This window comes from Geothrix campi (assembly GCF_024609265.1).
Lineage (GTDB): Bacteria > Acidobacteriota > Holophagae > Holophagales > Holophagaceae > Geothrix > Geothrix campi.
The window spans coordinates 515,832-530,229 of the sequence record NZ_JANHMP010000001.1 but is presented as its reverse complement, the minus strand read 5'-3'; the positions used below and the strand labels follow the sequence as shown (position 1 = coordinate 530,229).

Below are 14,398 nucleotides of genomic sequence, written 5' to 3'. Positions count from 1 at the left end.
CATCGACCATCCGATCCAGTAGACTAGGAACGGGTGACGACAATCGTTATCTTCATGGAGCAGGCATGGGGTTCAACCGGGGAATCCGAAGGCTGGGATTTTTGTGCTGCGTGGGCATCACCGTCCTGCAGGCGGCACCCCGCCCCCCGGCGAAGCTCCTGCTCAAATCGGCCTCCGCCCTGGTGCTGGACCAGGCCACTGGCCAGGCCCTGCTCGAAAAGCAGGCCGGAGCCGTCCAACCCATTGCCTCGCTCACCAAGCTCATGACGGCCATGGTCCTGCTGGATGCCCACCTGGATCCCCAGGAAATTCTCACCATCACCAATGATGACAAGGACATACTGCGGCACAGCAAGTCCCGCCTCCCCGTCGGCACCCGCCTGCCCCGGGAGCAGGCCCTCCTGCTGGCCCTGCTGGCCTCGGAGAACCGTGCCGCCCATGCCCTGGGCCGCACCTTCCCAGGCGGGCTGGCCACCTTCGTCCAGGCCATGAACGCCAAGGCCAGAGAACTTGGCCTGGAGGAGACCAAGTTCGAAGATCCCTCCGGCCTTTCCGCCGGCAACGTGGCCTCCGCCCACGACCTGGCCCGCATCATGGAAGCCGCCTATCGCTACCCCGAGATCCGGGACTTCACCACCCGGCCCGAGACCAGCATCCAGGCCGGCCGACGCAGCATCCAGTTCCCCAACACCAACGCCCTGGTACGCAGCCCCCGGTGGACCATCGGCCTCTCCAAGACCGGCTACATCGAGGAGGCCGGCCGGTGTCTGGTCATGCAGGCCATGCTGGCCAACCGGCCCGTGCTCATCATCTTGCTGGATTCCTGGGGCAAGTACTCGCGGCTGGGCGACGCCAACCGCATCAAGCAATGGCTGGAAGCCCGCGTCGGACCCAAGGGCTGAGAATCCCCCATTGCTCACCCCTGAGGTTCAGCCCCCCTTCCCCCTGAAGTGGGGGTTCTCCACCCGGCTGGACTCACCGGAGCACCTGCCTGAGCGGCGCCTGAACCAGGTGCATCGCTGCGGTATCGTCGAGGCCTCAGAGGCGGTGGTGGAGGGCGATGGCCTCTGGACCTCGCGCCCGGGCGCCCGCATCGGCGTGCGTGTGGCCGATTGCGTGCCCATCCTGCTCGCCGGCCCGCTGGCGAACGGCAGGCCCTGGGTTGCGGCCCTGCACGCCGGCTGGCGCGGTGCGACTGGGCACGGCGATGACAGCCCCTTCGCAGGGCCGGGCCGCGGCATCCTGCGCCGTGGCGTGGCCCGCTTCCGCGCCCTGGGTGGAAACCCGGCAGAGCTGGTCTGGGCCTTCGGTCCCGCCATCCTGGCCTGCCACTTCGAAGTGGGTGAGGAAGTCATCGCCGCCGCCAGGCACGATCCTGCCTGGCGTCAGGAACTGCGTAGCGAAGGCCCCTCCGGGAAGGCCCATCTCGATCTGCACGGCTTCCTGCGGGCCCAGGCCCTGGACCTGGGGCTGGATCCCACCAAGGACGGCAGCGTGGCGCTCTGCACCCTGTGCCGCCCCGACCTGCTCTTCTCCTATCGCCGCGGCGAAACCACCGACCGCCAGTGGGGCTGGATCGAGATCGGCTAGTCTTGAAGATAGGCGCTGTCCCTGAAGCCTGAGGACTGAAGCCGGAAGACCGAGGATTGCCATGCTCAACATCACCGACATCCGCATCACCAAGGTGGAAGGTGACGACAAACTGCGGGCCTTCGCGGCCCTGGTCATCGACGACTGCTTCCTGGTGGGCGACCTCCGGGTGGTCGAGGGCGAGGATGGCTACTTCGTCGCCATGCCCAGCCGCCGCAAGCGCGACGGCAGCTTCAAGGACATCGCGTACCCCCTCAACAACAACCTCCGCGAGGAGATCGAGGAGAAGGTGCTGCTGGCCTACGAGACCGCCACCGGCCACCGCGCCCTCAGCCGCATCGAACGCGGCGAGGCCGCCCAGGTGCGCCCCGACCTGCTGGGCGTCGAGGAGTTCGGCTTCACCCCCAAGATCAATCCCTGAACGGGGCCCTGAAGCCGGGTCCGGAGTCGGAACCTCGGGCTTGGGCAAGACGCGAACCCGCGCTATGCTTGCCTTTCCGCCTGGGGAGTAGCCAAGTGGTAAGGCAGCAGGTTTTGATCCTGCGTACCGAGGGTTCGAATCCTTCCTCCCCAACCAAGGCTGTCCGGGGGTTCCGTGCTTCGCGCATACCCCCGGGCCCCCGCGCGAAAGGCCCGGCGAAGCCGGGCTTTCGCTTATACCTCTACCAAAGCCACCTGAGGCGGTCGGTTTCGTTAGGGCGCCTGAAAGATACGAAATCAGGAATGACCGGCGCAACCGGAGGCTCGTGCGCAGCCAGCCCTGCGGCCGGAGCGTCACCCGCAGGGTGCTGCGGAGGGAATCCATCTAATCAGGCTGTCCGGAATACCACGCTTCGCGCGTACGACACCACAGGTCGGCCGAACTGGTCAGGCGGCACCGATGGAGCCGGCGGGACGACTCGGTGATCGGCCAGCCTTCCAGACTTGGATGAGATGGGGCTTGGCGTGCTGGTACCAGTAGCGGATCAGATCGATCCGGCGTCGATCGGCTTCGCCGGCCAGGAAAGACCCGTCGGCGAATGCGAAAGAGGCGTCGACGCCCGGTCCCAGGATGTGGAAGCGTGCAGGAACTTGAGCTTCCGGGCCGAGCACGATGCGCAGGCCGCTCAAGATGCCGTCCGGCGCCCTCCCGGACAGCAACAGTGCCTCGGCCTCATCGAAATACACGCAAACCCCGCTGTTCAACGCGGCGGCGAGGTGTTCTTCGAAAGCTTCGATGCGGGAGAAGCCCGGCAGCAGATCCAATCGAAGAGCCTGCTGGGGGCCGCGGGCCATGGGTTTGGCCTCTGGGGCCGGCCGGGCCGGGCCCCTCCGCCTGGTCCACGTGGACAGGGCTGACAGATAGGCCGGTGCGGCTTGATGCTGGAGGTCACTGGAGGGGAGTGGCATACAGGATGAAGTCCTCGAGGGAATCACCCATGAAACGCACCCTCAGGCACCCAAGGGCAGCAGAACCAGCCGAACGGTCATTTTTCAGGTCCCAACGGTAGGGATCACCCCGTTCCCGATCAGGTTCGCCTTGCCGAACGGAATCCGGCCGAAGTCAGGCAAGCAGTCCAGGCGCGTGTGCCAGGGCCCGCTTGAACGAAGGGTCAAGCCGGAATAGAAGCAATGGCAAGATCCTTCATGAGTCGGATATGCAGGATCTTTTCTCTGAAGTCTTGTTTCACCGCTTCTTGCCGCTCGGGAGTATTGGTAGCCGTGTAGCCACCCACAAAGTTGTCAAAAATATTGGCAACCGTAGAGATATAACTTTGTTCGATCGCAGCCTTTTCCATTTCCTGACTGGTCATGGAACCTCCGGAAAATATTGTTGATCTAGTGAATGAAACAGACTGGCACTGCCAGGCCGTGGCGATGTGAAACCGAGGAAGCGCGCAGCTGAGAGAGCACGGAAGGTCATACAGGCGCCGTGGGAGCTGGGCGGAGGGCTTGGCTGCTCATGGCTCTCGCCGATATACACCTGTGCCATTGCAAGTTTTACAGCTCGCTACAACCTTAAGACTTCCGTGGCATTTCTTGCATGGAAGATGTACGGAACCACTGCCGGAGCACTTGGCGCAGGCGGAGGAGAATGCCTTCTGGGTTTTGATGCCCTTGCAGCGGGGGCAGTTGGTTCCATCACGGAGTACCCCTTTCGCTTCGCAACGAGAGCACGGTCCTGCTTCCTGTGAATAGGTACCAGTCCCAGAACATTTTCGACAACTAAGGACCACTACGCCTTTCCCACTGCAAAGATCGCAATCAATGGACAGGCGGCCGGTACCTTCGCATCTCAGGCATTGGACGCCAAGGCCGGCAGGAGAAAAGCTCTTGGGAGAACGTTTGGGATTATTCGTTCCTGATGAATGGTTCAATTCCTCTCCCGGCGGAAGGTCTTATGGATTTGAAGTGAGGCCTGACAAGGGAAGCTGACCAGCTTCATCTGCCCCGAGGCGCGGAGCGAAGTCGAGGAAACGAGAAGCGGAGAGAGAGAAAGACAATCCAGGCGGGGGCCGAGTTGAGCCGAGGGCCAGGCAGCAGTTTACGGCTGTACCTGCCAGAGCCCATGCTGGATGCCGCCGAATTCATAGGTTGAGATCTTGCCCCAACCTGCCAGGTCCATTGACTCGAGAAGGATTGTTGCTCCAATGCGATTCGCCTCTTTCTCGGCCGCATTCGGGTCGGGCACCCGGATGTAGGTACGCACCACCGGCACTTCCCCGGCATGAAGCGGAGCACGAATGCCAACCAATGAACCGCCCGGGATGGTGGCTACGGACGCATTCCCGAGTTCAGACACAGACGTCCGGAAGGTCCAGCCAAACGCCGTGGAGTAAAGCTGACGCGCAGCCTCAACATCAGGGGTGACAATCTCCAGGTAATGGATCGCGTGGATGGTTGTTTCCATGCGATGGACTCCTTCGATCTTGCCCTGGCGATTCTCGAACCATTCACCGCTGTTTGACCGTATTTGGGCGGTCCATCCAGCCAATGTGCAAGCCGCCTGGGTTGGTTCGCGAAGAAATGCAAATGTTGAGCTATCAGTGAAGGCAGGCAACAGGTTTGATGACGCAGGCAGGCTCGATCACCTGAATGGGCGCGGATTGCTGCGAGTAGGAATGACGACAACGGTTGAAGAAACCCGCGAAGCGCCGAAACCCACCCTCTGGACCTCGGCTCACAACGGGAACTTCAAGCCCTTGTCCCCCTTCACCTCCACGGTCTCGTTCCGGCTGCCCTTGGGGCCGCGGACGGTGATGGTGTGGCGGCCTTCGGCGACTTTGACGCTGCTGCCGTCGCTTTCGATGCCGGTATCCTGGCCATCCACGAGGACTTTGCCGGTGCCGGGGAAGGTCTCGACGGTGAGGGTGGCGAGGGCAGGCAGGTTCAGAGGTGCGGTCTGGCCTGCGGTCACGCTCAGGTTCCGGCTGTCCTTGTAGTAATGCTTCCCGCTGGCCAGGTCGACCTTGTGGGGCCCAGGGGGCAGCGACAACTTGGCGCCGGGGGCCAAGTCGCCCATGTCCTTCCCGTCCACCTTCACGCGCACGCCGAAGGCACCGGCCAGCTTGAGGGTTCCGGGGGCGTTGGGATCCAGCGGCGGTTCCTGCCGTGACTCCGCAGTGGTGGCCTCCTTCAGCTCGAAGGCACGCCCGCCTGGGATCTCGCCGGGGGCGAAGTCCGAGGCGTATCCCAGCTTCTCCTTGGTGAGGGTGAGACGGTGGGCCTGGCCTTGGTTCCAGCGCACCTTGAGCGGCGTCTCGCCCTCCAGGAGCTTCTCGTCCAGCACCACGGCGGCGCCAGGTGGAACGGAGTCAATGGTCTCCTCGGTGATGATGGGGTCCAGCGGGAAGATCGGCGGTGCTTCGCCGGGTTTGAAGGCGTAGACCAGGGGCCGGAACCCCTTGAGTTCCAAGCGCAGGGCATCCCCCGCCTGCAGGGGCTGGTTCATGGGGGTGGTGCCCACGGCCAGATCGTTCACGAACACCTTCGCGCCCGCCGGCTGGGAATCAATCTGGAGGCGGGCGGCCTTCGGGCCGCGCAACAGGAACCAGCCGCCCACTGCCAGGGCCGCAACGACGGCTGCGGCGACCCAGATCCGGCCGGACCCACGGGGCTCGGGACGGGCCACCACCATGGTTTCATCGAAGGAAGTCGAACGGATCTCCGGGATGGGAGAGTCGCCATTCGCCTTCAAGAGGCCGAGCAGCTCGCGGCGATCGTCCTTGCTGAGATCCACCACGACATCCAGCAGCTCGCGCACGAAGGCGGTGCAAGTGGCGTGGCGATCCTCCGGGCGCTTGGCCAGCACCTTGTCGAAGACCCGCCGCCAACCTTCAGGGAGCATGCCGAGCACCGGCGGCTGCACTTCGATGGGCGGCTCATTGACGATGCGGTAGAGGATGGTGTTGATGGAGGTGCCCGGGAACGGCGACTGGCTGCTCATCAGCTCGAAGACCAGGACGCCGAAGCTGAAGATGTCCGAGCGGCTGTCCACCGTGCCTTCCCGGATCTGCTCGGGGCTGGCATAGCTGGGCGTGCCCAGGAAGGTGCCGGTCTGCGTGAGGCTGGCGTCCTCGCGCTTGGCGATGCCGAAATCCATGAGCTTGGTGCGGCCGTCCTCGCCCACCATCGCGTTCCCGGGCTTCACGTCCCGGTGGACGATGCCCTTGGCGTGGGCGTGGTCCAGCGCCTCGGCCAGGCCCGCGGCGATGCGCAGCTTCTCCTTGTTGGGGAGGACCGCACCTTCTTTCATCAGGCCGTCCAGGGGCTTACCCGGCACGTACTCCATGGCCAGGAAGGGCCCGTAGCCCTCCTCCTCGCCCACATCGTAGATGGCAACGATGCCCGGGTGGTTCAGCAGACCCGAGACTTCGGCCTCCCGCTGGAAGCGCATCAGGTGTTCGTGCCGATCCGCGTCAGTCGTGACTGTATCCAGCTTCATCAGCTTGATGGCCACCTTGCGCTTGATCCGAGGATCCTCGGCCAGCACGACGCTGCCCATGGCCCCGGAGCCCAGGAGGCGAAGCACCTGGTACCGGCCGATGGTCTTGGGGAGATTCAAGTTGTCGAGATCAGCCATGCCAGCATCCTACCGGACGCATCGGAGATGGAGTGGTAGATTGTCATGTTTTTCGTGGTTTTTACGAGCACCCGTGGCACAATTACGGCAGGCCCGCTGACCCGGGCTGTGGGAGGTTTATTCCGTGATGGAAGTCGTCAAGACCATCGTGCTCGGCACCTACTTCACGCTGCTCACCATCCTGAGCATCTACGGGGCCCATCGCCTCTGGATGCTGCTGCTCTACTACCGTCACAAGAAGGATGTGCCGCAGCCCATGGGCGACGCGACCTACCTGCCGGTGGTCACGGTGCAGCTGGCGGTGTTCAACGAGATGAACGTCATCGAGCGCCTCATGGACCACGTCGTGAAGATGGACTGGCCCAAGGAGAAGCTCGAGATCCAGGTGCTGGACGACTCCACGGATGAGACGGTCAAGGTGGCCAGTGCCGTCGTGGACCGGTACAAGGCCCTGGGCTTCGACATCCACTACCTGCACCGGACGGACCGCACCGGTTTCAAGGCCGGCGCGCTGGCCGAGGGCCTGAAGGTCGCCAAGGGCGAGCTGGTGGCCATGTTCGACGCGGACTTCCTGCCCACCGAAGACTTCCTCCGCAAGGCTGTGCCCCACTTCGCCGACAAGAAGGTGGCTTTCGTGCAGGGCTGCTGGGCCCACCTGAACCGTGAATTCTCCCTGCTGACCCAGGTGCAGGCCATCCTGCTCGACGGCCACTTCGTCTTCGAACACACGGCCCGCCACCGGTCCCACGCCTTCTTCAACTTCAGCGGCACTGCCGGCATGTGGCGCGTGGCCGCCATCGCCGATGCGGGCGGCTGGGAGCACGACACCATCACCGAGGACGCGGACCTGTCCTACCGCGCCCAGCTCAAGGGCTGGACGGGTGTCTACCTCAAGGATCTGGTCGTTCCCGCCGAGCTGCCCGTGGAGGTCAACGCCTTCAAGAGCCAGCAGCACCGCTGGGCCAAGGGCAATGCCCAGGTCATCCGCAAGCTCATGAAGATCATCTGGAAGTCCGACGAGAGCCTGCACACCAAGCTGGAGTGCTGGTTCCACCTCACGGCCAACTGCAACTATGTCCTCATGGTGATCCTCAGCATCATCATGGTGCCGAGCATGATCTTCCGGGCCGGCACCCCCATGCACGTCCTCCTGCTCACGGACGGCCCCTTCTTCCTGCTGAACGCGGTGAGCGTGGGCCTCTACTTCGGCCTCTCCCAGAAAGAGCTGACCGACAACACCGGCTGGCAGAAGCGTCTGAAGTACATTCCCGGCCTCATGGGCCTGGGCATCGGCCTCGCCCTGAACCAGGCCAAGGCCGTGCTGGAGGGCTTCTTCACCGACGACAAGGAGTTTAAGCGCACTCCCAAGTACGGCGTGGATGCCAACGGCCAGTCCGCCACCAAGCGGGCCTACAAGGTGCCCAAGAGCCTGCTGACGTTCCTGGAGCTGGGTTTCGCGATCTACTACTTCGCCGCCCTGTTCGTGGCCATCTACATCCGCAAGTGGGCCTCCGTGCCCTTCCTCTGGCTCTTCTTCAGCGGGTTCGCCTACATGAGCCTCCTCTCCCTGGCCGACGTGAAGCTCTTCCGCCGCCTGGCCATGGATGAACCCGTCGACGAGGCCCAGAGCGCCTCGAACTTCGTCCAGTAGCACGACCTTCCCGGCAAGGGCCTCTGGCCCGCCCTGGTCCTTCTACAGCAACCCGGGTGTCGGTCGCCAGGGATTCCGACCTGCTGGTCGCTCTCCTGCAGGCCAATCCTCCCTTCGCTCTGCTACGGTCGGATTGTGATAGACCTGCACTGCCATACCCTGCACTCGGACGGCACCGATACGCCGGAACGCCTGGCCCTGCTCGGAGAAGAAGCGGGGCTGGCAGCCCTCTGCCTCACGGACCACGACACCCTGGGCGGCATCCCTGCCTTCCTAGCCATGCAGCCGCAAGTGAAGGTCCGCCTCCTGGTGGGCACGGAGCTGAGTTGCCGCTTCCTGGGCCGATCCCTGCACGTGCTCGGCCTCCTGGTGGATCCTGCCGACGTCCGCTTCCAAACCCGTCTGGACGAATTGCGCCCGCGCCGGGAGGATCGGAACCTCCGCATGATCAAACGCCTGGCGGAACTGGGCTGCCCGGTCACCTACGAGGATGTGCGGGCCCAGGCGGAAACCCCGCTGATCTCCCGCGTCCACTTCGCCAAGGCCCTCGCGGCCCGCGGGTTCGTGCGGCGGGCGCCGGAGGCCTTCGAACGGCTCATTGGAGATGACTGCCCAGGCTTCGTGCCGCGGGAAGAGCTGAGCCCTGCCGAAGCCACCCGTTGGATCCGCGAGGCCGGGGGCGTGCCGGTCGTGGCCCACCCGGGCCGCTTTGCAGGGGGCTCCTTCCGCTGGGATGAGGCCATGAAGGACCTCCAGCGCGAGGGGATGGAGGGCCTGGAGGGTTACTACGGCGAGTACCGGGCCGCGGAACAGAAATACTTCGTGGCCCTGGGCGCGCGCCTCGGCATGGTCGTCACCGGCGGCAGCGATTATCACGGCGCCAACAAGCCCGGCCTGTGCCTGGGTACCGGGCGGGGCGGCCTCAAGGTGCCAGACGACCTCCTGGCAGACCTCGAAAGGCAGCAAAAGGGCGGCACTTACTGTTGATTGCCGATAGGCTGGTACCAAAGAGGCGGCTATGACAGACCGAATTCTCCTGGTGGAGGACGACCCCATCAATGTGAAGTTCATCCAGACCGTGCTGGTAAAAAAGGGCGGCTACGAGGTGCTGGTTTCGGAGGAAGTCGATGAGATCCTCCGTCTGGCGCGCGAAGCCGGCCTGAAGGCCATCATCATGGACGTGAGCCTGTCCCGGTCGAGCTACCAGGGCCAGAAGGTGGACGGCATCTTCATCACCAAGCTGCTCAAGCAGGACGAGGCCACCCGCCGCATCCCGGTGCTGCTGGCCACCGCGCACGCCATGTTCGGGGACCGGGAGAAGTACCTGGAACTGACCGGCGCGGAGGGCTACATCTCCAAGCCGATCCACGACCCCGCGGCGCTCATCGATGCGGTGAAATCCGTTACTGGGGGTTGAAGGTGGCCGCGAAACCCGTGCCCTACGCCGCGTTCCGCCTGCTGGTGGAGTACGACGGCAGCCGCTTCCAGGGTTGGCAGAAACAAGGCCCGAAGCAGTCCCGCGAAGGCGTCCGCACGGTGGCGGGCAGCCTGGAGCACGCCATCCACGAGGCCGGCCTGCACCTTGTCTACCTGGGCGGCGCCGGCCGCACGGATGCCGGGGTGCACGCCCTGGGCCAGGTCGCCCACCTGCACCTCGAGGCCAAGGGCGCGCCGCGGCCCGGCGAGCTGCGTCGCATCCTCGACGCCACCCTCCCCCAGGACATCGCCATCCGCGATGTGCGGGCCTGCGCGCCACGCTTCCATGCCCGCCATGATGCCGTGGACCGCACCTACCTGTACCAGATCAGCCGCCGGCGCAGCGCCTTCGGCAAACCCTGGATCTGGTGGGTGAAGCGCAGCCTGGATCTCAACCGGTTGCAGAAAGCCTGGACCGCCTTCGAGGGCAACCAGGACCTGGGCTCCTTCGCAGACCTGGACGCCGAGGAGGATGGACTGAGCCGGATCATCCAGTGCGAGGTCGTCGAGGCCGGCTCGCTGGTGCTGCTGCGGGTCCGCGCCTCCCATTTCTTCCGCCGCCTGGTCCGGCGCATGGTCGGAGCTTCCGTGGCCTGCGCTCTGGGTGAGGAAGAACCTCGCCGCATCGTGGAGGACCTGCACGCCCCCACCGAGGCCGCGAACCTGTACTGGGCCGCCAAGGCCGCCCCCGCTTCCGGCTTGTTCCTGGAGGCCGTGCGCTATCCCGGCGACCCTGAGCCCGGGCCGCCGCGTTCCACCATCATCATCCCCTGAGGACATGCGATGCTCGCCCGTGCTGAAGCCTGGACCCTGCTCTGCCAGTGGACGCCCTCCGAGAAGCTGCGGACGCATGCCCGGGCCGTGGAACTGGTCATGCGCGACCTCGCAGCCAAACTGCAGGAGGATGTGGAGCTGTTCGGCCTGGCTGGGTTGCTGCACGACGCGGACTACGACTCCTGGCCCGAGGAACACCCGAAGCGCATCGTGGCCTGGCTCCGTGAGCGTGGCGAGGCGGACCTCGCCCATGCCATCAGCGCCCACTACACCCGCTGGAACGTGCCCTACGACCACCTGCTGGACAAGGCCCTGCTGGCTTCGGATGAGATCACGGGGTTCATCATGGCGTGCGCCCTGGTGCGCCCCACCCGAACCGAGGGCCTGGAACCGAAGAGCGTGAAGAAGAAGCTCAAGGACAAGGCCTTCGCCGCCGGCGTGGACCGCTTCGAGGTGGCCGAGGGTTTCCGCATGCTCCTCGAGGCCGCGGGCGGCACCGAGGACGAGCACCTCGCCCGCATCATCGCCGTGCTGCATGAGAACCGCGCGGACCTGGGCCTGGCCTAGCTCCTAGCGGACAAACGGCTCGCCCAGGGTCTCTGCGATGCGCCGCCGCCGGAGGATGAGCGTGCGGAGGTACTCCTGCTTCGCGAGGAGCGCGGTCCGATGGCCTGGGGCCCTCTGCCCTTCCTGGGAGGCCGACAGGGCCTCCACCTCCGCCCGCACCCTGGCTTCGGCGGCGGCCACGCGGATGACGCGGATCTCCCGTTGCGCGGCGGGGGATCCCCAGTTGTTCTCGGTCCACAGCGGCTCGAAGGAGGTCTCCGTCAGCGCCAGGTGCGGCCGTCCGTCTGTGCCCTGTCGCTGTTCGAAGACGGCCTGGAGGGCTGCTCCATCGCGGCTGTCGCCCCCCGCCACCGGAAAGAGGTCCGCCCGGTACATGCGGTCCTGGTTGCTGATGAAGTTGCCGAGGGAATAGGCCACCAGGGCCTTCCGTCCTCCCGCCTCCACGATCTCAGCGGGTTGCAGGACATGGGGATGGTGCCCCAGCAGCAGGTCGCAGCCCGCTTCCACCATCTTCCGGGCGATGTCCCGCTGGCGTTTCGTGGGCTGGCGCTGGTACTCATTGCCCCAGTGGACACTGACCACCACCAGGTCGGCGCGGGAGCGCGCCTCCCGCACGGCGGCCAACGCGGGTTCCAGATCCAGTGGCCGTACCCAGGGCTCGGTGGCCTTGCGGTTGAGATCCACATTGAAGAGATCCGTGAAGCCCAGGAAAGCGACCTTGAGGCCCTGCCGCTCCACGACCTGGAGGGCTTCCGCCCGGGGACGGTCCTCGCCGCTGCCCACGGCCACCAGGTGTTCCGCCCGCAGGCGGTCGAGGGTCTCCCGCACGCCCTTCGGCCCCTGATCGAAGGCGTGGTTGTTGGCCGTGGCCAACACGGTGAAGCCGCTGGCACGCAGGGCGGCCGGAAGGGTGACCGGCGCGTTGAACTGGAAGGGGATTCCGGGTCGTCCGGTCGTCGGCGCCACAGGTGTCTCCAGGTTGCCGAAGGCCAGGTCCGCCCCCTGGAAGAGCGGGACGAGGTCAGCCCAAAGGGATGGAAAGCCCTGCGCGGCATGCTCCGCGGCTGCCTTCACGTCCTGGTGCATGAGGATGTCCCCGACCGCCACCAGGCGGAGACGCGGAGGTGGAGGCGGCGCCGGGACACGGCGAGGCCGACAGCCCCACGCAGCACCCAGCGTGGCGCCCAAACCCGCCGCCAGGGCTGTGGCGGTGAATCCGGTCCGACGGCGCATCAGCCCCAGACCTCCGGCCCGTAGTAGACCTCCACCGGCAGGCCTGGAAGGCGGGCGCCCACCTGCGCCGCGAGGATATCCATCTCCCGGCGGGAAAGGGGCCGCGCTTCGGGTTCCGGCGTGGGACGGGCAACTGTATAGAGTTGAAGCGCCTGCAAGTGGCCGCCCTGGGCCAGGATGGCTTCCAGGCGTCCGCAGTAGGCTTCCACTTCCTCGGCCGAGGGCCCCTGCCCCTTCCAGCTGAGGAAGAGGGTCTGGATGAGGATGGGCCAGCGCCGGGCGGTGGCGAGGAGGTTGTCGAGGATCCGCTGGAAGGGCACCTGGCTGCGGCAGATTTCGCGGTAGAAGGCCTCGGTGCCGGCGTCGAGCTTGGCCCAGATTTCACCCTGGTTCACCATGAGCGTTTCGAGGCCCTTCACCACCTCCGGCGCCTGGAGGCGGCTGGAGTCCGTGATGAGCACGAGCTTCACCAGGTCCAAGCCGCGCTGAGCCTTGAGGCGGGCCACGCGCGCGACTACCTCGGCGAATTCGCGGGCCGTCGTGGGTTCGCCGTCGCCGCTGAAGGCGATGTCGTTCAAGCGGCGCTGCTCGGGCCGGGCCGAGTCGAAGGGCGGAATCTCATAGATCTCGCCGCTGGTGGCCAGGTCCAGCAGCAGGCCCAGTTCCTTGTCCAGCAGATCCAGGTCCAGATCCTTCCGCTTTGGAGGCGTGAGGCGATCCACCTCGCAATAGACGCAATCGAAATTGCAGACTTTGTCCGGGTTCAGATTCACGCCCAGACTCACACCACGGCTGCGGCGCGAGATGACTGGGTAGCAATAGTCAAAATCCCGCCAGACGCGGCGGTGATCCAGATGAGCCCTGATGAGGTCCGTCATGCCACCAGGATACGCGGGTCAGGCGGGATTTGCCCCGGATCCCCCCCGGGCGCGGTGGGCTTCCATGGCCGCCTGGACCGCCTCAGGCTTCCAGAGGATCGGCTCGGGGTGCTGCGCTTCGTCCACGGCCACCATGACGAACTCGCCGCTGGTGACCGCGCGCCGTGCGTCGGAGATCGGTTCGTAGACCTGCACCTCGATCTGGAGGGTCATGCTGGTGCGCCCCTGGCGGGTGATGGCCGCGAAGAACTCGATGATCTCCCCGGCCCGCACGGGGCTGTGGAAGACCAGCTCCGAGACCTTGAGGGTGAGGAACCGGCGGTTCCGGGACATGAGCGAGGCCGTGATCCCAGCCACCATGTCCATGCGGGCCATCATGTCACCGCCGAACAGCGTGGCGTTCAGGCCGATGTCCTGATCCAGGACCATCACTCGGGATATCAGCATGAGCCCTCCGACCTCAGCATACCGGCGCTACCAGGCTCTGGCGGCGATGAGAACGGCCACGGCGAAGCCACCCAGGGCCAGGGTCGCCGAGAGGAGGCGCGGCCCCGCCAGCCGGGTCCAGAGCAAGGTGCCGCTCAGGGCGAGGAAGACCAGGGCTCCGGCAAAACAGTCCGTGAGCAGGATCCAGCCGGCCTGCCCGGCCTCGGCCTTGTGCAGCCGCTGGAGGGTCTCGACGACATTCGCATCGCTCCGTTCCACTTCCACCGTCCGGTTGCCCGGCAGGTAAGTGGCCCGGGCGAAGTGGGCATGGCCCGTGACCTGGACCAGCCACTGCATCGGGGCCTTCACCTCCTGGCCGCCGAACCGGGCCGGTTTGGGGGGCAGCACCCGCGATCGGATGCGGCTCATGGGAACCCCGAAGCGGGTGGCCAGGGTGCCCGCCAGTTCTTCGATGGTCGCTGGCGGCTGATCCAGCTCCAGCTGCACCTTGTGGGCCTCCACCTGCCCCGCGTCGATCTTCATGACGGCGCGGTGGTTCTGGAGAAACCCAGTCAATCCGAACAGCAGACCGAAGGCGGCTCCGCTCAGCCCCACCCAGGCATGGAGGCGCCGAAGATGGCGCAGGAATGCGCCCCGGCGGGAGTCGGATCGGGAACCTGAATTGGGCATCATGACACTCATCATGAAGCCCCCGGCCCCGCCCCGTGAAGGTGCAAAACA

At 65.5% G+C, this 14,398-nt stretch carries 16 protein-coding genes and 1 tRNA gene; 9 read left to right on the top strand and 8 right to left on the bottom strand.

Annotated elements, in window-relative coordinates:
• The first annotated feature begins 110 nt into the window (after positions 1-110).
• From NOV65_RS02560 to NOV65_RS02545, 4 genes are all read left to right on the top strand, one after another.
• Complete coding sequence (locus NOV65_RS02560) at positions 111-902, top strand: D-alanyl-D-alanine carboxypeptidase family protein (RefSeq protein ID WP_257303994.1); 792 nt, start codon at positions 111-113, stop codon at positions 900-902.
• A 10-nt stretch (positions 903-912) separates the two neighbouring features.
• Complete coding sequence (locus NOV65_RS02555; protein ID WP_257303992.1) at positions 913-1,590, top strand: purine nucleoside phosphorylase YfiH/LACC1 family protein; 678 nt, start codon at positions 913-915, stop codon at positions 1,588-1,590.
• Between the two features lie 61 nt (positions 1,591-1,651).
• Entirely contained in the window at positions 1,652-2,011 is a 360-nt protein-coding gene (locus NOV65_RS02550) for a SpoVG family protein (RefSeq protein ID WP_257303990.1), read from the top strand.
• An 81-nt stretch (positions 2,012-2,092) separates the two neighbouring features.
• Positions 2,093-2,167, top strand: a tRNA-Gln gene (locus NOV65_RS02545).
• Positions 2,168-2,457: 290 nt separating this feature from the next.
• Here NOV65_RS02545 and NOV65_RS02540 read toward each other — a convergent pair.
• From NOV65_RS02540 to NOV65_RS02525, 4 genes are all read right to left on the bottom strand, one after another.
• On the bottom strand, positions 2,458-2,865 hold the full coding sequence (locus NOV65_RS02540) for a hypothetical protein (RefSeq protein WP_257303988.1): 408 nt from the start codon (positions 2,863-2,865) through the stop codon (positions 2,458-2,460).
• Positions 2,866-3,182: 317 nt separating this feature from the next.
• Positions 3,183-3,383, bottom strand: a complete 201-nt coding sequence (locus tag NOV65_RS02535; RefSeq protein WP_257303986.1) for a hypothetical protein — start codon at positions 3,381-3,383, stop codon at positions 3,183-3,185.
• A 731-nt stretch (positions 3,384-4,114) separates the two neighbouring features.
• Positions 4,115-4,480: a VOC family protein gene (locus NOV65_RS02530; protein WP_257303984.1), complete on the bottom strand. Its 366-nt coding sequence runs from the start codon at positions 4,478-4,480 to the stop codon at positions 4,115-4,117.
• 270 nt (positions 4,481-4,750) lie between these two features.
• A complete protein-coding gene (locus NOV65_RS02525; RefSeq protein ID WP_257303983.1) occupies positions 4,751-6,652 on the bottom strand; it encodes a serine/threonine-protein kinase in 1,902 nt (633 codons plus the stop codon).
• Positions 6,653-6,779: 127 nt separating this feature from the next.
• Between NOV65_RS02525 and NOV65_RS02520 the strand changes: the two genes are divergently transcribed.
• The 5 genes from NOV65_RS02520 to NOV65_RS02500 all read left to right on the top strand — a co-directional run bounded on the left by NOV65_RS02520 (position 6,780) and on the right by NOV65_RS02500 (position 11,120).
• Entirely contained in the window at positions 6,780-8,303 is a 1,524-nt protein-coding gene (locus NOV65_RS02520; protein WP_257303980.1) for a cellulose synthase family protein, read from the top strand.
• A 135-nt stretch (positions 8,304-8,438) separates the two neighbouring features.
• Positions 8,439-9,290 carry a PHP domain-containing protein gene (locus NOV65_RS02515; protein ID WP_257303979.1) on the top strand — a complete coding sequence of 284 codons (852 nt, stop codon included), beginning with the start codon at positions 8,439-8,441 and terminating at the stop codon, positions 9,288-9,290.
• A gap of 31 nt (positions 9,291-9,321) precedes the next feature.
• Positions 9,322-9,720: a response regulator gene (locus NOV65_RS02510; protein ID WP_257303977.1), complete on the top strand. Its 399-nt coding sequence runs from the start codon at positions 9,322-9,324 to the stop codon at positions 9,718-9,720.
• Between the two features lie 2 nt (positions 9,721-9,722).
• A complete protein-coding gene (locus NOV65_RS02505) occupies positions 9,723-10,553 on the top strand; it encodes a tRNA pseudouridine synthase A (RefSeq protein WP_257303975.1) in 831 nt (276 codons plus the stop codon).
• Between the two features lie 9 nt (positions 10,554-10,562).
• The gene (locus tag NOV65_RS02500) at positions 10,563-11,120 is read left to right on the top strand and encodes an HD domain-containing protein (protein ID WP_257303973.1); all 558 of its coding nucleotides are present in this window, start codon (positions 10,563-10,565) and stop codon (positions 11,118-11,120) included.
• Positions 11,121-11,123: 3 nt separating this feature from the next.
• Here the strand turns inward: NOV65_RS02500 and NOV65_RS02495 are convergent, their stop codons facing one another.
• From NOV65_RS02495 to NOV65_RS02480, 4 genes are read right to left on the bottom strand one after another with little or no spacing between them, the layout of a single operon-like run.
• Complete coding sequence (locus tag NOV65_RS02495) at positions 11,124-12,353, bottom strand: CapA family protein (protein ID WP_257303971.1); 1,230 nt, start codon at positions 12,351-12,353, stop codon at positions 11,124-11,126.
• On the bottom strand, positions 12,353-13,231 hold the full coding sequence (locus tag NOV65_RS02490) for a radical SAM protein (RefSeq protein ID WP_257303969.1): 879 nt from the start codon (positions 13,229-13,231) through the stop codon (positions 12,353-12,355). The genes NOV65_RS02495 and NOV65_RS02490 overlap by 1 nt, the downstream gene beginning before the upstream one ends.
• Positions 13,232-13,249: 18 nt before the next feature.
• The gene (locus NOV65_RS02485) at positions 13,250-13,678 is read right to left on the bottom strand and encodes an acyl-CoA thioesterase (RefSeq protein WP_257303967.1); all 429 of its coding nucleotides are present in this window, start codon (positions 13,676-13,678) and stop codon (positions 13,250-13,252) included.
• Between the two features lie 27 nt (positions 13,679-13,705).
• The gene (locus NOV65_RS02480; protein ID WP_257303965.1) at positions 13,706-14,362 is read right to left on the bottom strand and encodes a PepSY-associated TM helix domain-containing protein; all 657 of its coding nucleotides are present in this window, start codon (positions 14,360-14,362) and stop codon (positions 13,706-13,708) included.
• Positions 14,363-14,398 lie beyond the last annotated feature (36 nt).